Here is an 18513-nt window from a genome sequence, read left to right as displayed (position 1 = left end):
TGCGCTACCAGACGAACGTGTTGCTGCACGACGCTTTTCGAGTGACGATATCCGTCATGAAGCTGTTGATGCTCGGAGGAACACGGTTCCTCGGCCGTGCTCTCGTCGACGACGCTCTGGCTCGGGGCTGGGAAGTGACAGTGCTCCATCGGGGGCTCACCGGAGCGCCGCCGTCTACAGCGGAGGTCCTGTTCGCGGATCGCACCGATCAGCGAGCGATGGTTGATGCGCTCGGTGATCGTCGATGGGATTTTGTGGTCGACACGTGGTCGGGTAGCCCCCGAGTGGTGGCTGAGAATGCCCGGATCTTGCGCGGCCACGTCGACCGGTACGCGTACGTTTCCAGCGTATCGGCCTATCAGTGGGGCTTGCACGTAGACGAGACCTCACCGGTGGTTGCCGCATCTGCGACGTCCGATGACAACAGCGATTACGCGTCCGCCAAACGTGGGGCCGAACTCGCTGTCCTGGAATCCTTCCCGGAGGTGCTGCTCGCGAGGGCAGGGTTGATCCTCGGCCCGCACGAGGACATCGGGCGGCTGCCGTGGTGGCTACGGCGCATCGCTGCGGGCGGACGTGTCGTGGCCCCGGGAGCGCCGACTCGACCGCTGCAGTACGTCGATGTTCGCGACGTCGCATCGTTTGTCCTGTCCGGACTGGCGGCAAAGATCAGCGGGGCGTACGACGTCATCAGTGCGTCCGGGCACACCACTACCTCCGGGCTCCTCGAGGCGTGCGTGGACGCCACCGGTTCGGGCGCGGAACTCGTATGGATCGACGAGGGTCGACTGGCGGCAGCGGGAGCGCAGCCGTGGACGCAACTTCCGTGTTGGGTTCCACAAGAGGGCGAGTTCGCCGGCTTCCTCGAAGCCGACACCACCAAGGCAGCGCGGGCCGGGTTGCAGTGCCGTCCCGTCGAAGACACCGTGCGAGATACCTGGGAGTGGATGCAACGGGAAACTGCCCCGACCCAGCGGGAGGATCGTGCTGTGCACGGACTGCCCTCGGCGATCGAAAGAGAACTACTCGCCGCCGAAGAATGAAACGAGTGTGGCCCGGTTCGTATTCGAACCGGGCCACACTCGTGAAAGACGATCGATCAGGCGTACAGGTCGCTGATCTTGGTCTTGTGAGCTTCGTGAATGATGTTGCGCTTGAGCTTGAGAGTCGGCGTCAATTCACCGGTCTCCTGGGTGAAGTCGACCTCGAGGATCGTGTACTTCTTGATCTGCTCCGGGTTGGAGACCTTCTTGTTGGCGTCGGCAACGGCCGAATCGATCTCGGCGATCAGGTCGGCGTTCTTCACCAGATCGGCGATCGGGGTGCCGGCGGGCAGTCCGTTGCGCTCGACCCAACCGGGCAGGGTTTCCGGATCGAGAGTGATCAGTGCACCGATGAACGGCTGGCCGTCACCGACGACGAGGCACTGGCTGATCAGAGCATGCGCGCGCAGGGAATCCTCGAGGCCGGCCGGTGCGACGTTCTTGCCGCCGGCCGTGACGATGATTTCCTTCTTGCGGCCGGTGATGGAGACGTAGCCCTCGTTGTCGATCGATCCGAGATCGCCGGTGTGGAACCAGCCGTCGACGATCGATTCGGCCGTCGCCTTGTCGTTGTGCCAGTAGCCGGCGAAGACGACCGGGCCCTGCAGGAGGAGTTCGCCGTCCTCGGCGATTCGGGCGGCGTGGCCGTTGATCGGCTTGCCGACGGTGCCGACGCGCTGCGCGCTCGAGGTGTTGACGGTGATTGCGGCGCTGGTCTCGGTGAGTCCGTAGCCCTCGTAGATCGGGATGCCGACGCCGCGGAAGTAGTGGCCGAGGCGCGCGCCGAGGGCTGCGCCACCGGAGACTGCACGCTCGCACTCGCCGCCCAGTGCTGCGCGCAACTTCGAGTAAACGAGCTTGTCGAATACCGCATGCTTGAGCTTGAGTGCCAGTCCGGGGCCACCCTTTTCGAGGGATTCGCTGTATTCGATGGCCGTGGCGGCAGCCTTGTCGAAGATGCTGCCCTTACCGCCGTCGACTGCCTTCTGGCGAGCCGAGTTGTACACCTTCTCGAACACGCGCGGCACCGAGAGGATGAAGTTGGGCTTGAAACCGGCGAACTGCTCGAGGAGCGTCGTCAGGTCCGACGTGTGGGCGACGGTGACCTTGGCGTCGAAAGCACCGAAGGAGATCGCACGCGCGAATACGTGGGCGAGCGGCAGGAACATCAGCGTCTTCTTGCCGGGGACCATCGACTCCGGCATGGCCAGGCGGCAGGCGTTGGACTCGGCGTAGAAGTTGGAATGCGTCAGCTGGACACCCTTGGGGCGTCCCGTGGTTCCGGAGGTATAGATCAGGGTCGCGGGCGAGGCAGCGGTGACCTGGTGACGACGAGTGTGCAGTTCTTCGTCGGTGATTGCCGAACCGCGACTGGACAGCTCGTCGATCGCACCCGACTCGATGACGAGAACCTCGCGGAGGGCTTCTGCGCCGGCGGTGACTTCCTTGTGAGTCTCCGCGTGCTTGGCCGTTTCGACGACCAGAAGTGTCGTCGCGGAATCCTCGAGGATCCACTGCGCCTGGTCGGGGGAGGAGGTCTCGTAGATCGCGACGGTGCATCCGCCGGCAGTCCAGATGGCGTAGTCGAGAACGACCCACTCGTAGCGAGTCGCGGACAGGATAGCGACGCGGTCGCCGAGCTCGACACCCGAAGCGATCAGGCCCTTGGCAACTGCGGAGACCTGCTTCGCGAATTCAGCTGCAGTGACGTCGACCCATCCGCCGTTCGACGGCCTCTTGAACGGCACGAATGTGGGGTCTTCTTCGGCGTGACGGAACACGGAGTCGGCCATGGAAACGTTCTCCGGAATTGAGAACGACTGTGGAACTGAGAACTCGCGCACTATTGACCCCTCCAGTGACTACTGACATTTCTGATGTGCATTGCATCACATTAGTCGTCATTTTGCACTGTCGTTACTATTCGGTAGAACTGGTCGGGCGCTGACCTGCAGTTTAGTGTGACCGCCTGTTTATAGGTAATCAGGCGACGTGTTGGAGCGTGCGGCCGTGCACGGACAACCACCGGCGAATTGCGTAGTCCAATCGGTCCGGATCCACTCCGAGTTGCTCTGCAGTAGCTGCGAGGATCTCCGACGTGTCTCCCGGCACCTCGGTGGTGCCGAGTGTTGCGCTGATGAAGGTGTCGGCAGCGGTACCCAGATCGGTGTGTGGAATTCCGGCCAACATCAACAGGTGTGCCCAGGTCACTTCGGAACCGTCTCCGCAGGCGTCCACCCAGGCAAGGTGAACCGCGTCGAGAGCGTGGTCGGAATCAGCGGCCGACAGCAGATCCTCGACGCTGTTGATCCGCAAGTGATGGAGTTTCTCGGCGACCTGTTGGATGTGCCGTGCCTCGATCGGGACACCCGTTGCCGTGTAGCGGCGCTTGTACGAACCGATCTTGCCTGCCCACTGGTCCGAACTCCCGGCTTCTTCGAAGGTGCGGAGTAGTTCGCGTGCGCCGTCCGTGACGGGTTTGTCTTCGCGGGCTCGCCGGTAGGCGAGGTAGCGATCGACGACGGTCACTTCGCTGTGACCCGACGTGGACTGAACGGATTCGATGATGCACAGGGCGAGGCTCTGTCGATAAGCGTCTGACGCAACCCAGGCGGACGGGTCGCCCAGGCGGTCACGGCACGCGGCTGCGACGGCGTCGACGGTATCGGTCGAGATGGTCACGGTTCCTCCAGAAAGCCGAATTCTTTTTGTTCCATTTGGCCTATCGGCACCGAGGAGCGAAATGTTGCACACATCACAAATTCTCAGAATCCTCTTGGTCTGTGCTCAGGCTGGAGAGGTCTGCACTCAGGCGAGGAAGGTCAGCACTTCGTCGTCGCTGAGTTGATGAAAGTCCTCGAATGCAGCACCGACGCCGCCCAGCAGGGCAGGAACGAAGGGGCAGACGACGCGATCGGCGGAGCATGCGATCACTCTCATGGCTTCGGGGGAGGCGACGGGGACAGCGACGATCACGGAGTCAGCACCCGCGGTGCGCGCGCAGCGACAGGCAACGGCTGCACTCGCACCCGTAGCCATTCCGTCGTCGACGATCACCGCAGTGCGTCCGTGGAGGGAAACCGGGGTCCGTCCCTCGCGCAGGAGACGTGCCCGCCGGTCCAATTCGGTTCGCTCGTCGCGTTCGACGGCGGCGAGTTCACTTTTCGAGACGCGTACCGCTGCGATGACATCGTGATTGAGGACTCGCACGCCGCCCTCACCGATGGCGCCCATCGCCAGTTCCGGGTTGTACGGGCTGCCGAGCTTGCGCACCACCACGATGTCCAGCGGAGCGTTCAGTGCCGCAGCCACCTCGGCTGCTACCGGTACTCCGCCGCGTGGGAGTCCGAGAACGACAGGCTTGTCGATACGCAAAGACTCGAGCCGCCCGGCCAGAAATTTGCCGGCGGAAGATCGATCCCGATACTGGGTCACCGCGTTGTCCTCGAGAAGCTCGAACCCCGACCAGTTCGACGCTACTCGCTGCACGTCACCGCGACGAGACCGTGAACCTCCGCAGGGCGAGGGCGGGGTTTTTCTCCCGGACTTCGGCGATGCGAGCGGCCGACACGGTTGCGGTGGCGACCCCGACCTGCTCGCCCAGTGAGCACATCACGACGCCCATCGGGTCGACGATCATGCTGGTACCAGCGCCGCCGCGCGCGCTCTGATCAGCCGCTGCGATGTACATCGTGTTCTCGATGGCCCGGGCGCGTACGAGAGTGGTCCAGTGATCTTCCTTGAGTGGCCCGGGCACCCACTGGGCGGGCAAGAGCAGGATGTCCGCGCCGACGTCGACAATGCGCCGGGTGACTTCCGGAAAGCGCAGGTCGTAGCAGGTCTGGAGGCCGAAGGTCAGGCCGTCGCACCCGAAAGTCTGCGGTTCCGTGATGTCGCCGGCACGGATCACGGCCGACTCCTGGTATCCGAAAGCGTCGTAAAGATGCAGTTTCCGGTAGGTCGCCACCAGTTCGCCGTTCGGGTCCATCGCGACGAGAGTGTTGGAGATTCTGCTCACGTCGTCGATCCGCTCGTTCATTCCCGCGACGAGGAAGATTCCCAACTCTGCGGCGACCGCCGCCAGTGCCGAACCGAATTCGCCGTCAAGGCCCTCTGCGGACTCGATCAGCCGTTCATCCGTCTTCGGTGCGGTGAACATCGAGTATTCCGGCGCCACGACAACTTTCGCGCCCCGTGCTGCTGCATCGGAAGCCAGTGATCGCAGCGATTCGAGGTTGGCTTTCTTGTCCGTCCCCGGGGCGAATTGGGCAATCGCGACAACGGTCTGGGCGGGGGTGGCTGCGGTGGCTTCGGTCATGCTTCCTACGCTAGGCGAAACCCGCTGGGAGGGTGGATCTGTCGTAAATGCACCCCCGGTATGTCGTCGTGTCTATACTCTATCCGCTAAACTGCTGGTCAAATGAGTGATATTGAGCGTGACCCCGAACCCCCAACATTTGCCGACCTCGACATCGATGATCGGGTACTGAAGGCACTGTCAGACGTGGGCTACGAGTCGCCCTCGCCCATTCAGGCTGCCACCATTCCGCCGCTGCTCGAAGGCAAGGACGTCGTCGGTCTCGCACAGACCGGTACCGGCAAGACCGCAGCCTTCGCAGTTCCAGTCCTGTCGCGGATCGACACGTCGATCAAGCAGACCCAGGCGCTGGTGCTTGCTCCCACGCGTGAGCTGGCGCTTCAGGTTGCCGAGGCATTCGGCAAGTACTCCGCGCACATCCCCGGACTCAACGTCCTGCCGATCTACGGTGGCCAGAGCTACGGCGTCCAGCTGTCCGGCCTGCGCCGCGGTGCACACGTCGTCGTCGGTACCCCGGGTCGTGTCATCGACCATCTCGAAAAGGGCACCCTCGACCTGACCAATCTCAAGTACCTCGTTCTCGACGAGGCCGACGAGATGCTCAAGATGGGTTTCCAGGAGGACGTCGAGCGCATCCTCCGCGACACCCCCGGCGACAAGCAGGTCGCCCTGTTCTCCGCGACTATGCCCGGCTCGATTCGCCGGATCTCGAAGCAGTACCTGAACAATCCGGTCGAGATCACCGTCAAGTCCAAGACGTCGACCGCTTCGAACATCACGCAGCGCTACATTCAGGTTGCTCACCAGCGCAAGCTCGATGCACTGACCCGAGTCCTCGAGGTCGAGGCATTCGAGGCGATGATCATCTTCGTCCGTACCAAGCAGGCCACCGAAGACCTGGCGGAGAAGCTGCGAGCCCGCGGGCACTCGGCCGCCGCGATCAACGGCGACATCGTCCAGGCACAGCGTGAGCGGACCATCGGTCAGCTCAAGAGCGGCGCCCTCGACATCCTCGTCGCCACCGACGTTGCTGCGCGCGGCCTCGACGTGGATCGAATCTCCCACGTCGTCAACTACGACATCCCGCATGACACGGAGTCGTACGTTCACCGCATCGGTCGTACCGGCCGCGCCGGTCGTCAGGGTGACGCGTTGCTGTTCGTGGCACCGCGTGAGCGGCATCTGCTCAAGTCCATCGAGAAGGCGACGCGTCAGCCGCTTGCGGAGATGCAGCTTCCCAGTGTCGACGACGTCAACGCCCAGCGTGTGGCCAAGTTCGGTGACTCCATCACCGAGAGCCTGGCCTCGGAGAATCTCGCGATGTTCCGCAAGATGATCGAGGATTACGACCAGGAACACGACGTTCCGCTCATCGACATCGCTGCCGCTCTGGCACTGCAGTCGCGTGACGGCGAAGCATTCTTGCTTTCTCCCGAGCCGCCGGCACCGCCGCGTCGTGAGCGCGAGCCGCGTGAACCGCGTCCCCCTCGTCGTTTCGACGACGGCCCGGCTCCTCGCTCGCGTGGACCCGAGGGCCAGGAGTTGGCTGCGTACCGCATCGCCGTCGGCAAGCGTCACCGCGTCGTTCCGGGTGCCATCGTCGGTGCCATCGCCAACGAGGGTGGACTTCGTCGAAGCGACTTCGGGCACATCAGCATTCGCCCGGATCACAGCATCGTCGAGCTGCCGGCCGATCTCTCCAACGAGACTCTCGAAGCTCTGCGTCGTACGCGCATCTCCGGCGTCCTGATCCAGTTGCAGCCTGATTTCGGCCCGCCCCAGGGACGTCCGAGTGGCCGTGGCGACCGTGGTGGCCGGGACGATCGCGGTGGACGTGACGACCGCCGCGGTGGCGGACGCGATCGCTACAACGACTGACGTACAGAGCTGAAACAGGCGCTGCCCTCCGTGAGGAGGACAGCGCCTGTTTTTTGTCGGCCAGTTCAGCGCGCCGGACGGTAGTCAGATCGGCGTCGGTGCGAGAGCGTCGTTCTTCCTGGCGTTGGTGTCGAACTGCGTGCGGTACAACTCGGCGTACCGACCACCGCGCGCCAGCAGTTCCTCATGATTTCCGCGCTCGACGATCTGGCCTGCTTCGACGACAAGGATCAGGTCGGCTGAACGGATCGTCGACAAACGGTGAGCGATCACCACTGCAGTCCGCCCGGCGAGTGCTTCGCCGAGTGCTTCCTGAACCGCGGCTTCCGACGTCGAGTCGAGATGCGCGGTGGCCTCGTCCAGGATCACGACACGAGGCTGGGCCAGGAGCAGTCGCGCGATGGTCAGGCGTTGACGCTCGCCGCCCGAGAGGCGGTATCCGCGCTCACCCACCACGGTCTCCAGTCCGTCGGGCAGCGACGCAACCAGGTCGGTGAGACGTGCTCGCTCCAGCACCTCACGCAGATCTTCTTCTGTGGCATCCGGTCGGGCAAGGAGCAGGTTGGATCGAAGGCTCTCGTGGAACAGATGCCCGTCCTGCGTGACCATGCCGACGGTCTCGCGGATGGAATCGGCACTGAGGTCGCGGACGTCGACGCCGCCCAACTCGACCGATCCGGAATCGATGTCGTAGAGACGCGGAATCATCTGGGCAACGGTCGACTTTCCGGCACCGGACGTGCCGACCAGGGCGACCATCTGTCCTGCTTCGGTGCGGAACGACAGGTCGTGCAACACGTCCTCGCCGCCGCGAGTGTCGAGGATCGCGACTTCCTCCAGAGAGGCGAGAGACACCTTGTCCGCTGACGGGTACGCGAAAGTGACGTTCTTGAACTCGACCGACACCGGGCCCTGCGGCACCGTGCGTGCATCGGGCTTCTCGGTGATGAGCGGTGCCAGATCGAGAATCTCGAATACCCGCTCGAAGCTGACCAGAGCGCTCATGACGTCCACCCGCGCGCTGGCCAGTGCGGTCAGCGGCGAGTACAGGCGCGTCAACAACAACGCCATCGCAACGACGGCGCCTGCGTCCAACTGTCCGCGCAGCGCGTAGAAGCCGCCGAGCCCGTAGACGAGGGCAAGAGCAAGGGCCGAGACCAGTGTCAGCGCTGTGACGAAGACGGACTGCAGCATTGCGGTCCGGACTCCGATGTTGCGCACACGCCTGGCACGAACCGCGAACTCCGCAGACTCTTGCGAGGGGCGACCGAACAGCTTGACCAGTGTCGCTCCGGGAGCGGAGAACCGCTCCGTCATCTGGGTGCTCATGAGCGAATTATGGTTGGCTGCTTCACGATTGAGTGCTGCAAGTTTTGCACCCATCCGCCGAGCGGGGATGACGAAGATGGGGAGAAGCAACAACGCGAGGACGGTGATCTGCCAGGAGATCCCGAGCATGACGATCAGCGTGATCACCAGGGTGACCAGGTTGCTGACCACTCCGGACAAGGTGTCGCTGAAGGCGCGCTGAGCGCCGATGACGTCGTTGTTGAGCCGGCTGACCAGCGCTCCGGTTCGAGTTCTGGTGAAGAACGCGATGGGCATCTTCTGGACGTGATCGAAGACGGTGGTGCGCAGATGCAGGATCAGATCTTCACCGATGCTGGCCGAAAGCCACCGGGTCGACAGGCCCAGAGCGGCTTCGAGAAGTGCAACCAGTGCGATCAGTGCGGCAAGTTTGACGACTACGTCCACGGCGTCGCCGCCGACTATCGCGTTGACCACGCGCCCTGCCAGGACGGGGGTTGCCACGGCCAGTGCAGCGGTGACGACGCTCAGCACGAGGTACCAGCTGAGGTTACGTTTCTGCGGAACCGCGAACGTCGCGATTCGCTTCAGTGTCGCCTTCGAGAACGGGCGCCGATCTTCTTGCGCGTGCATCGCGTTGTACATCGCGTTCCACGCGGTGACTTCCATACTCATGACTTCGCCCCTCCGGTCGCCGGCCACGAAGATTACGTGGCCGGTACGACACGAAGGTAGAACCTAAACCAAACTTCAGGTCAAGTGTGGCCTCAGCGGGCCACGTCGACCACGACTCGCGGAGGATCGCTGAGCGTCGTCACCGTGAACGGTTGCTTCTCGGTCACCCCGATGAACGACTGGGTGACACCTTCGAAGACGTTGGACCCGTTGACCTCGGTCACGACTCCGCCGACGCCGGGAACCGGGTTGGGGCCGGAGTACTGTTCGACTCCGCTGTCGAAGGGGTAGGCGGAACCGTCGATCAGGACCTGGATCACTGCGGCACCCTTGATGTCCACGGGCTTTCCGCTGCCCTCCTGCGTCGCCGCGTCGACGTACTTCACGCGCCATCCGGGTGTGCCGGTGCCGCCCATCTCGTAGACGACACGATCGAATCCGTCGTGCTCGCCCACGCGGACGTCGACGACGGTGAGCTTGGACTCGGTACCCGCAGCCGACGTCTTGTCCGAGCTGTCCGTCGGGACTGGTTCTGTGGTCGACGCTGCGGCACTCGATGTCGAGGTGACGGCCGAGGTGGCTGCCGTGGGAGTGGTCTCCGCGTCCTGCGAACAGGCAGTCAGGCTCACGCCCACTGCGATGGCAGCGACAGCGGCAAATGATCTCGTCCGGTTCGTTGTCATGACTCGATCGTAGGGCTCGCGTAATCGGGATCCGCGGCGGCGGTGCCCGGAGTTACCTAACCGATATCGCCGTCGACGTAGAGCCACTTGCCGTCTGCTCGCGCAAATCGACTGCGTTCGTGGAGCATTCCCCGATTGCGTCCGAATGCGTAGTGAGCGCGAAATTCCACGACGCCGTCGGAATCGAACAGCCCGCCTCGTTCGGTGTCCAGGATCTCCAAGCGGAGCCAATTCTGGTCGGGGTCGAGATCGAGTTCGGTAGGGCGATGGTCGGGATGCCAAGTCCGCGTGAGATATTCGTCGTCCAACAACGCGAATGCGGTGTAGCGCGAACGCATCAGGGTTTCGGCGGTCGGTGCGTGCGCGTCACCGCTGACGTACTTGCCACAGCACTCGGCCAACGTGTTGCCACTGCCGCACGGGCACGGATCGTTCGGGCGAGGTCTGGTGGGGCGGCTCGAGGTCACCGCCCCATTACAGCACGGGGTCTCAGACCAACTTGTGTTCGCGGTTCTCCCAGTACGGTTTGCGGAGGTCGCGCTTGAGGATCTTTCCGGTGGGATTGCGTGGAAGGATCTCGACGACGTCGATACTGGTCGGGCACTTGAACTTTGCGAGACGTTCCTGGGTGTAGGTGATCAGTTCGGCTTCGTCGATCTGCGCATCGCCGGTGAGAACCACGACGGCCTTGACGGTTTCACCCCAACGATCGTCTGGCACGCCGATGACCGCGACTTCGGCGATCGCCGGATGCTCGACCAGAACTCGCTCGATCTCGGGGGAGTAGACGTTCTCGCCGCCGGTGATGATCATGTCCTTGAGGCGGTCCTCGATGAACACGAAACCGCCGGAGTCGGCGCGGCCCATGTCGCCGCTCCGCAGCCATCCATCTGCGGTGATCGTTTCGGCTGTCGCCTCGGGCTTACCCAGGTATCCGGGAGTGCACTGCTCTGATCGCCACCAGAGTTCGCCGGTTGTACCGGTAGGCACGTCTTCGAGCGTAACGGGGTCCACCACGCGCATCTCGACGCCGGGGATCGCTGTGCCTGCTGACGCCATGCGCTCGATCTGCGACTCGTCGCGGTGAACGTCCGGCATCAACGCCGTGACGACGCCCGCCATCTCGGTCATGCCGTAGACCTGGACGAATTCGGTGTCCGGCCAGGCTGCGAGTGCCGCACGCAACAGCGGGAGCGGCATGGGTGCGGCGCCGTACGTGATGCGTTTGAATGCCTTGAAGGCGGCGACCGCCTGCTCGCCTGCGGCCAGGACTCCGGCAATGACCGGTGGGACGAGAAAGGCGATGTTGGCTCCGGCGGCCAGACCAGCGAAGATCGACGGGCCGTCCGCTTCTCTGGTGAAGTAGCAGCGTCCGCCGGCGTGAATTCCCATGATGGCGTAGCACGTTCCGCCGACGTGGAACATCGGCATCGCGATCAGGAATCGATGATCCTCGTGGGCCGGCAGGATCTCGAGAACACTGTTGCTGTGCGCGAACAGGTTTCGATGCGTGAGCTGGACGCCTTTGGGTCGACCGGTCGTTCCGGAACTGTAGAGAACCAGTGCGGTGGCATCGGGGCTCACCTCGGGTCGGGAGCTCAGCGGGATGACCTCGTCGATCCAGGGTTCGAATTCGTCGTGTTCACCGCCGACGGCGAAGATCGATTCCACGGCCGTCAGGCGGTCTCGCATGGCGACGATCTGGGGGAGTAGTTCGCTGCCGACGAACAGGATGCGAGCGCCACAGTCCGCGAGTACGTAATCCAGCTCTTCGCTCGAAAGTCGCCAGTTGGGAACGACATTCGCGGCGCCGAGCAGTGAGGCGGCGTAGGTGACTTCGAGGCAGGACAGATGGTTCTTGTCGACGAAGGCGACAGTATCGCCGGCGCGGATCCCGGATTCGGCGAGTGCTGCGGCGATCTTCAAGATGCGTTCCCGCCATTGGGCCCACGTGTATTCGGTTCCTTGGAAGGTCATCGCTGCTTGATCAGGCTTGACCGTCGCCCAGTGCTCTAGCCGATCGAAAATGATTCCAGCGGTGGCGTCGGACATTCGGCCGCCTCTCTCGTGTGATTGGTGTCACAAGGTTAGTGTGCGTCCGCCGTTCGTATCGCTGTTTCTCTCCAATGCACGCCAGTGCATACCAGTCGGAGAGCCGTGATCTCCCAGACCCTGATCGGCTCTGCCACGGATATCAGGGTGGTCCCCGATGGCGGGGGCGCCCGCCACCCGACAGGATGGAACCAACCATTGCGGGCGTCCGTGTTTTCACGGGCGCCCGTCACGCCCGCATAGTAGTACGAAGTGAACAGGAAAGGCGATCATGAGTTCGCACGCCCAGGATGTCGCGGCCCGCGCAGTCGGCCTGTCCAAGACCTACGGCACCGGAGATACCCAGGTGCACGCCCTCAGTTCGGTCTCCGCAGATTTTGCCCGCGGTGAGTTCACGGCGATCATGGGCCCGTCCGGCTCCGGCAAGTCGACGCTGATGCATTGCCTCGCCGGTCTGGATTCCGCCAGTTCGGGTTCTGTTCTCATCGGTGACACGGAACTCACGACGCTTTCCGACAAACAGATGACCCAACTGCGACGCGATCGCATCGGTTTCGTTTTCCAGGCTTTCAACCTGGTGCCGACGCTGACTGCGCTCGAGAACATCACGCTGCCGCTCGACATCGCGGGACGCAAAGCGGATCCGACCTGGCTGAACAGCGTCCTGACCAAGCTGGGTCTGGGAGATCGGCTCGATCACCGGCCAGGAGAGCTCTCGGGTGGTCAGCAGCAGCGTGTGGCGTGCGCGCGTGCGCTGGCGGGTCAGCCGGAGATCATCTTCGGCGACGAGCCGACCGGAAACCTCGATTCGAAGTCCTCCGGGGAGGTGCTCTCGATCCTGCGGGCGGCTGTCGACGAGTTCAACCAGACAGTGGTGATCGTGACACACGATCCGCGGGCAGCGGCGTATGCCGATCGGGTGGTATTCCTCGCGGACGGCAAGATCGTCGACGAATTGCGCGAGCCGACGGCGGATTCGGTCCTCGACCGGATGAAGCGTCTGGACGCTCCGCAGGCGGTCGTGAACGTGGAAGCCGGGGCTTGAGCACATGGCTTCGGTAAGTAACTCGCCGATGCGCAAGGTTTCCCTGCGCAACTTGGCGGCACACAAGGTGCGACTTGCGCTGACGGTTCTGTCCGTGGTGCTGGGCACGGCTTTTGTCGCGGGTTCGTTCGTTTTCACCGACACCCTCCAGAAGACTTTCGATTCGATCTTCGAGAACACCGCCCAGGGCGTCGACGTGCGGGTGTCGATGGAAGAGCGCAACACCAGCGGCGTTCCGGTCGAGGATGTCGACAAACTTGCCGCTGTCGACGGTGTCCGAGCGGTAGCTCCGGCCGTCAGCGGGCAGATCGTCCTGATCAATGCAGACGGCGGCGCTGTTCAGACCGGCGGTGCGCCGAGTATCGGTCAGTCCTACCTGCCGCCCGGCCAGGCGATTGCCGAACCCGACACCTTCGTCGAAGGCGCGCCTCCGACGCAGACCGGCCAGGTGGCGCTCAACACCAGCGCCGCCGAGCGAGCCGGGCTGAAGGTGGGGGACTCCGCCAAGGTTCTGGCACCGGCCCGCGGAATCGTGGACGTGACGTTGTCCGGCATCTACGAGGGCGCCGGTAGTGACACCGGTGGATTCATCGGCGCGCTCTTCACCGACGAGCAGGCCCGTGGACTCTTCACCGACGGCCAACATGTCGAGTACATCGACGTCGCGGGCAACGGCGTGTCCCAGACGGAACTGCAGCAACGCGTCGAGCAGGTTTTCCCCGATCTCAAGGTGCAGACCGGTGACGAGGTTCGCGAGGAAACCAAGGCGGAGGTCGACTCGGCGCTGAGCTTCATCAACTACTTCCTGTTGGCGTTCGGTGCGATTGCTCTGCTCGTCGGCACGTTCATCATCTACAACACCTTCTCGATGATCGTGGCCCAGCGCCTTCGTGAGCTGGCGCTGCTGCGTGCGATCGGTGCGAGCCGGGCGCAGGTCGGCCGCTCGGTGGTCACCGAGGCGCTCGTGGTCGGACTCATCGGCAGCATCATCGGTCTGCTCGGCGGCATCGGTCTCGCCTACGGATTGCGCAGTCTGCTCAACACGTTCGACGTCGGTCTGCCCGAGGGCCCGCTCCAGGTGGGTGCCCGCACGATCATCGTCGCGTTGGTGGTCGGCGTCGTCGTCACGACGCTCAGCGCTTATGCCCCGGCTCGTCGTGCGTCGAAGATCCCGCCGGTAGCGGCCATGCGTGAGGAGTTCGCCTCGACCGGCGACTCATTGCGGGTGCGGACGCTGATCGGTGCGATTCTCGGCGTGATCGGTGTGGCACTGCTCGTATTCGGCTCTCGCGGTACCGGTGGCGGCGCGGCTCTGATCGTCGGGCTCGGTGCGTTCTCGTTGATCATCGCGGTTCTTCTCGGTGCTCCGGCCCTGTCGCGGCCGATCGTCGGCGCGCTCGGTGCCGTGTTCGCCAAGCCGTTCGGCGCCATCGGGCGGCTGGCTCGTACCAATGCAGTGCGCAATCCCCGCCGTACGGCTGCAACGGCATTCGCGTTGACTCTCGGTCTGATGCTGGTGACGGTCATCGGAGTGTTCGGATCTTCGGCCAAGGCGAGCATCAATGCTCTTGTGGACGTGGGTGTCTCGGCCGACTACATCCTGACCGGACCCAACGCGATCGGCGTGCCGCGGGGTGCGGCCGACGCAGTCCGACAGGTGCCCGACGTGCAGAGCGCGACGTCGTTGCACGGAGTGCGTGCGAAGGTCGACGGCGAGGACGAGCAGGGCGCTTCGTTCGACGGACCGATCGAAGGCGTGCTCGAGTACAAGATTCTAGAGGGCACGGTCGATCTGACCGGCAACAACATGCTCGTCTCGAAGTCGACTGCGGACGACAAGGGTTGGACTGTGGGCTCGACTCAGACGTTGACCGGTCCCGGCGGCGTCGAGTACCAGACGGTTGTCGCGGGAGTGTTCGAGGACAACCAGCTGATCGGTTCGTGGATCGTCTCGGACGAGGCGTACCGGAAGCTGATGCCGGCGGAGAGCCTGCCGGACTTCGTGGTGCTGGTGAAGGCGCAGCCCGGCGCGGATCTGACCACGCTGCGATCCGAACTCGAAACGGCCACGGAGAAGTACGTCGTCGTCCAGGTGCAGGATCGTGAGGAGTTCAAGGGAACTCAGGGGCAACAGATCAACACGTTGCTGGCGATCCTCTACGGACTGCTTGCACTCGCGGTCGTGATCGCAATCCTGGGCATCATCAACACCTTGGCGCTGTCGGTGGTCGAGCGGCGACGAGAAATCGGAATGCTGCGAGCCGTCGGCATGCAGCGCGGACAGATGCGGCGAACGATCTATCTCGAATCGGTGCTTATCGCGGTGTACGGCGCAGCGGTCGGAGTTGTTCTCGGCATCGCGTTCGGTTGGGCCTTCGTGAGCACCCTTGCCGACCAGGGCCTCGACAAGATCACGATCCCGTGGGGTCAGGTTGTCGGGATGCTGATCGGCTCGGGTGTGGTCGGTGTGTTGGCCGCACTGTGGCCGGCCAACCGAGCGGCCAAGACGAAGCCGCTGGAGGCGATTGCAGACATGTAGGGCCTTCGGCCCCGTGCGCACTTTCGGCAGCGGAAACAGCCGAAAGTGCGCACGGTACCGTTGCCACATGAGCACCCTTCAAGAAGTCGGCGAACGTGAATCCTGGCGCTGCTGGCTGTGTGACGAACCGGTCGATCCCGACATGTCCGTCAACGATCCGCGCGGCCCGAGCATCGACAGCATCAACACCGCGAAAAAGGGTGGCAAGACCAAAGGTGGTGTCGAACGCTTGGCGCACCGCGCATGTAACACCAAGAAGGGTGCGGTCAAACCTGTTGTGGAATGGCCGGATCGGTTGTTCGTCGTGGATCCCGCTCCGATCATCGGGGTCGTCGAGCAGCTCGAGCGCAAGGGTGGTCGCGTCGCCGTCGCTCGTTGTCCGGGCAAAGACGATGCCCAGGAAGCGTCGGACTGGTTGATCGACCGGTTGTCGCGACTGGCTCCGTCGCTGAACGTCGAGACGAGCATCGACGCCGCGGGCGGGGGTTACCTGTTGGTCCTCAAAACCGTGTAGGAACTCGGCCCTGAGTGCCGTCTTTCGCGGTACCTGTTCCGCCTCCAGGATCGTCGGGGTACGGTCGAACCGAACATGAATCCGGTTTCGAGTGCGAAGGAATCCCGATGAACCTGGCATTGGCCGACGAGGAACTAGCGTTCCGCGACGAGATGCGGACGTTCTTCCGTACGCAAATCCCCGCGGACATCAGGGAGGCGTACGCCCACGGCGAGGAATTGGGGCGCGACCATATGGTCGAGGCGCAGCAGATCCTCAACGCTCACGGTCTGGCGGTACCGCACTGGCCGGTCGAGTGGGGCGGCAAGGACTGGACCCCGGTCCAGCACAACATCTGGCTCGACGAACTTCAGCTTGCGTCGGTCCCCGAACCGTTGGCGTTCAACGCCAACATGGTCGGTCCGGTCATCGCAGCCTTCGGCTCGCAGGAGCAGAAGGAGAAGTTCCTTCCCGCGACCGCCAACCTCGACATCTGGTGGTGCCAGGGATTCTCCGAACCCGAGGCCGGCTCCGACCTCGCGTCGCTCAAGACCCGCGCGGTCCGCGACGGAGACGACTGGGTCATCAACGGTCAGAAGACGTGGACGACGCTGGGACAGTACGCCGACTGGATCTTCTGCCTCGTGCGTACCAATCCCGATGCGCCCAAGCGTCAGGCCGGCATCTCGTTCATCCTGGTCGATCTCAAGACGCCTGGCGTCACGGTCCGCCCGATCAAGCTGATCGACGGCGGCTACGAGGTCAACGAAGTGTTCTTCGAGGACGTCCGTGTGCCGGGAGAGAACCTGGTCGGTGAAGAGAACCAGGGCTGGGGCTACGCCAAGTTCCTGCTCGGCAACGAGCGCACCGGTGTCACGCGCGTCGGTTTCTCGAAGGTTCGTCTGGCCCAGGCCAAGGCCCGCGCTGCCGAGGTCAAGGTCGGAAGCGGAACACTGCTCGAAGATCCGCTCTTCGCCGCCCGTCTCGCCGAACTCGAAAACGAACTGCTTGCCCTCGAGCTCACTCAGCTCCGGGTGGTCGCCAGTTCTGCTGACGGCCAGCCGAACCCGGCGTCGTCGCTGCTGAAGCTTCGTGGCTCCGAATTGCAGCAGGCGAGCGTCGAACTGCTGATGGACGTGGCCGGCCCTGATTCACTGCCGTACGACGCGGGCAGCGACATCGCCTCCGCGAGCTGGGCGCAGCACACGGCCCCGACGTACCTGAACTACCGCAAGGTATCCATCTACAGCGGATCGAGCGAAGTGCAGCGAAGCATCATCGCCTCCTCGATCCTCGGATTGTGAGGCGTGGCATGGACTTCGAACTGAACGACGAGCAGAAGCTTCTCCGCGACACCACCAAGGACCTCCTCGCGCGTAGCTACGACGCCGAGAAGCGCAACGCGATCATCGACTCCGATCCAGGGTGGAGCCCGCAGGTCTGGAAGCAGTTGGCCGAGGTCGGCCTGCTTGGCCTGACGTTCTCCGAGGACGACGGCGGCATGGACGCGGGCCCGGTGGAAATCGGCGCGGTCATGACCGAGATCGGTCGACGCTTGGCACCTGAACCGTTACTCGACGCGGTGGTGACGCCGGGCGGGCTCATAGCCGAAGGCGGCAGTGCAGAGCAGCGCTCGTCGATTCTTCCCGGAGTGGCCGAAGGCACCATGTTCCTCGCCTTCGCCGATCAGGAACCCGGAATCCGTTGGCCGGCAACCGAACGGGCCACCGCGGCGGCCCAGGTCGACGGCGGCTGGACCGTCACCGGCATCAAGAATCCGGTCGGGCACGGCGCGACGGCGGACATCCTCGTCGTGAGCGCTGCGCTCCCGAATGGCGGCGTCGGACTGTTCCTCGTCAAGAGTGATGCCTCGGGCTTGGTACGCAAGTCCTACGCCACTCACGACGGTTTGCGCGGGGCGCAGATCGAGTTCACCGATACTCCGGCCGAAGCGCTCGGTGAGGGCGGAGACGCTTCCGCGCTGATCCAGGCCGCACAGATCCGTGAGCAGGCTGCTCTGTGCGCCGAGGCTGTCGGAGCAATGGAAGAGGCGCTGCGTCTGACCACCGAATACCTCAAGACGCGTAAGCAATTCGGTGTTCCGCTCGCAAAGTTCCAGACATTGACGCATCGTGCCGCCGATCTGTACGTCTCGCTCGAGTTGGCGCGCAGCATGAGTCTGTACGCAACGATGTCCCTTGCCGACGGCGTCGTGGATCCGGTGATCGCTTCGCGGGTGAAGTTGCAGATCGGGCGTTCGGCTCGGCTCATCGGTCAAGAGGCCATCCAGATGCACGGTGGTATCGGAATGACCGCCGAATACCCGGTGGGTCATTACGTGAGTCGCCTCGTCGCCATCGAGCACACCCTCGGCAGCACCGAAGACCATCTCCGGGTGTTGGCCGCCGGCGTGGCTGATCACGAGATGGTCAGCGTCGTCTGATCTTTCACGATCGACAGAAGGGTCGCATTCCGTTCG

Annotated in this window: 15 protein-coding genes; 7 read left to right on the top strand and 8 right to left on the bottom strand. The window is 63.7% G+C overall.

Going from position 1 to position 18513, the window contains the following annotated elements; genetic code table 11:
• The first annotated feature begins 56 nt into the window (after positions 1–56).
• Positions 57–1043 (top strand): NAD-dependent epimerase/dehydratase family protein, encoded by a 987-nt coding sequence (locus DBV08_RS30800; RefSeq protein ID WP_185564994.1) that lies wholly within the window; start codon positions 57–59, stop codon positions 1041–1043.
• Between the two features lie 56 nt (positions 1044–1099).
• Here the strand turns inward: DBV08_RS30800 and DBV08_RS30795 are convergent, their stop codons facing one another.
• From DBV08_RS30795 to DBV08_RS30780, 4 genes are all read right to left on the bottom strand, one after another.
• Complete coding sequence (locus DBV08_RS30795; RefSeq protein ID WP_124569894.1) at positions 1100–2887, bottom strand: long-chain fatty acid--CoA ligase; 1788 nt, start codon at positions 2885–2887, stop codon at positions 1100–1102.
• A 139-nt stretch (positions 2888–3026) separates the two neighbouring features.
• Positions 3027–3725, bottom strand: coding sequence for a heme peroxidase (locus DBV08_RS30790; protein WP_095972866.1), 699 nt, complete (start codon positions 3723–3725; stop codon positions 3027–3029).
• Between the two features lie 126 nt (positions 3726–3851).
• Complete coding sequence (locus DBV08_RS30785; RefSeq protein WP_124569924.1) at positions 3852–4478, bottom strand: phosphoribosyltransferase; 627 nt, start codon at positions 4476–4478, stop codon at positions 3852–3854.
• A gap of 55 nt (positions 4479–4533) precedes the next feature.
• Positions 4534–5361 (bottom strand): carbon-nitrogen hydrolase family protein, encoded by an 828-nt coding sequence (locus tag DBV08_RS30780; RefSeq protein ID WP_124569893.1) that lies wholly within the window; start codon positions 5359–5361, stop codon positions 4534–4536.
• Positions 5362–5463: 102 nt separating this feature from the next.
• On the opposite strand from DBV08_RS30780, the gene DBV08_RS30775 reads away from it, so the two are divergent.
• Entirely contained in the window at positions 5464–7239 is a 1776-nt protein-coding gene (locus DBV08_RS30775; RefSeq protein ID WP_095972864.1) for a DEAD/DEAH box helicase, read from the top strand.
• Between the two features lie 84 nt (positions 7240–7323).
• On the opposite strand, the gene DBV08_RS30770 is transcribed toward DBV08_RS30775, so the two are convergent.
• From DBV08_RS30770 to DBV08_RS30755, 4 genes are all read right to left on the bottom strand, one after another.
• Complete coding sequence (locus tag DBV08_RS30770; RefSeq protein WP_124569892.1) at positions 7324–9222, bottom strand: ABC transporter ATP-binding protein; 1899 nt, start codon at positions 9220–9222, stop codon at positions 7324–7326.
• A gap of 92 nt (positions 9223–9314) precedes the next feature.
• Positions 9315–9905: a hypothetical protein gene (locus DBV08_RS30765; protein WP_095972862.1), complete on the bottom strand. Its 591-nt coding sequence runs from the start codon at positions 9903–9905 to the stop codon at positions 9315–9317.
• A 56-nt stretch (positions 9906–9961) separates the two neighbouring features.
• Positions 9962–10372, bottom strand: coding sequence for a YchJ family protein (locus DBV08_RS30760; RefSeq protein ID WP_124569891.1), 411 nt, complete (start codon positions 10370–10372; stop codon positions 9962–9964).
• Between the two features lie 22 nt (positions 10373–10394).
• A complete protein-coding gene (locus DBV08_RS30755) occupies positions 10395–11957 on the bottom strand; it encodes a long-chain-fatty-acid--CoA ligase (protein WP_124569890.1) in 1563 nt (520 codons plus the stop codon).
• Between the two features lie 271 nt (positions 11958–12228).
• Here DBV08_RS30755 and DBV08_RS30750 point away from each other — a divergent pair, with 271 nt between their 5' ends.
• The 5 genes from DBV08_RS30750 to DBV08_RS30730 all read left to right on the top strand — a co-directional run bounded on the left by DBV08_RS30750 (position 12229) and on the right by DBV08_RS30730 (position 18477).
• Positions 12229–13002: an ABC transporter ATP-binding protein gene (locus tag DBV08_RS30750; protein ID WP_003945134.1), complete on the top strand. Its 774-nt coding sequence runs from the start codon at positions 12229–12231 to the stop codon at positions 13000–13002.
• A gap of 4 nt (positions 13003–13006) precedes the next feature.
• Positions 13007–15541: an ABC transporter permease gene (locus tag DBV08_RS30745; protein WP_095972859.1), complete on the top strand. Its 2535-nt coding sequence runs from the start codon at positions 13007–13009 to the stop codon at positions 15539–15541.
• Between the two features lie 67 nt (positions 15542–15608).
• The gene (locus DBV08_RS30740; RefSeq protein WP_020970172.1) at positions 15609–16055 is read left to right on the top strand and encodes a hypothetical protein; all 447 of its coding nucleotides are present in this window, start codon (positions 15609–15611) and stop codon (positions 16053–16055) included.
• Positions 16056–16162: 107 nt separating this feature from the next.
• Positions 16163–17338, top strand: coding sequence for an acyl-CoA dehydrogenase family protein (locus DBV08_RS30735; protein WP_124569889.1), 1176 nt, complete (start codon positions 16163–16165; stop codon positions 17336–17338).
• An 8-nt stretch (positions 17339–17346) separates the two neighbouring features.
• A complete protein-coding gene (locus DBV08_RS30730; protein ID WP_124569888.1) occupies positions 17347–18477 on the top strand; it encodes an acyl-CoA dehydrogenase family protein in 1131 nt (376 codons plus the stop codon).
• Positions 18478–18513 lie beyond the last annotated feature (36 nt).

This window comes from Rhodococcus sp. KBW08 (assembly GCF_003852455.1).
Taxonomy (GTDB): domain Bacteria; phylum Actinomycetota; class Actinomycetes; order Mycobacteriales; family Mycobacteriaceae; genus Rhodococcus_F; species Rhodococcus_F baikonurensis.
This window is presented reverse-complemented; position numbering and strand designations above follow the sequence as displayed.

Bases quoted from the DNA above. Each gene is read 5' to 3' on its own strand.
- DBV08_RS30800 (WP_185564994.1), top strand. From the start codon at position 57: ATGAAGCTGTTGATGCTCGGAGGAACACGGTTCCTCGGCCGTGCTCTC.
- DBV08_RS30780 (WP_124569893.1), bottom strand. From the start codon at position 5,361: ATGACCGAAGCCACCGCAGCCACCCCCGCCCAGACCGTTGTCGCGATT.
- DBV08_RS30775 (WP_095972864.1), top strand. From the start codon at position 5,464: ATGAGTGATATTGAGCGTGACCCCGAACCCCCAACATTTGCCGACCTC.
- DBV08_RS30770 (WP_124569892.1), bottom strand. From the start codon at position 9,222: ATGAGTATGGAAGTCACCGCGTGGAACGCGATGTACAACGCGATGCAC.
- DBV08_RS30765 (WP_095972862.1), bottom strand. From the start codon at position 9,905: ATGACAACGAACCGGACGAGATCATTTGCCGCTGTCGCTGCCATCGCA.
- DBV08_RS30755 (WP_124569890.1), bottom strand. From the start codon at position 11,957: ATGTCCGACGCCACCGCTGGAATCATTTTCGATCGGCTAGAGCACTGG.
- DBV08_RS30750 (WP_003945134.1), top strand. From the start codon at position 12,229: ATGAGTTCGCACGCCCAGGATGTCGCGGCCCGCGCAGTCGGCCTGTCC.
- DBV08_RS30745 (WP_095972859.1), top strand. From the start codon at position 13,007: ATGGCTTCGGTAAGTAACTCGCCGATGCGCAAGGTTTCCCTGCGCAAC.
- DBV08_RS30740 (WP_020970172.1), top strand. From the start codon at position 15,609: ATGAGCACCCTTCAAGAAGTCGGCGAACGTGAATCCTGGCGCTGCTGG.
- DBV08_RS30735 (WP_124569889.1), top strand. From the start codon at position 16,163: ATGAACCTGGCATTGGCCGACGAGGAACTAGCGTTCCGCGACGAGATG.
- DBV08_RS30730 (WP_124569888.1), top strand. From the start codon at position 17,347: ATGGACTTCGAACTGAACGACGAGCAGAAGCTTCTCCGCGACACCACC.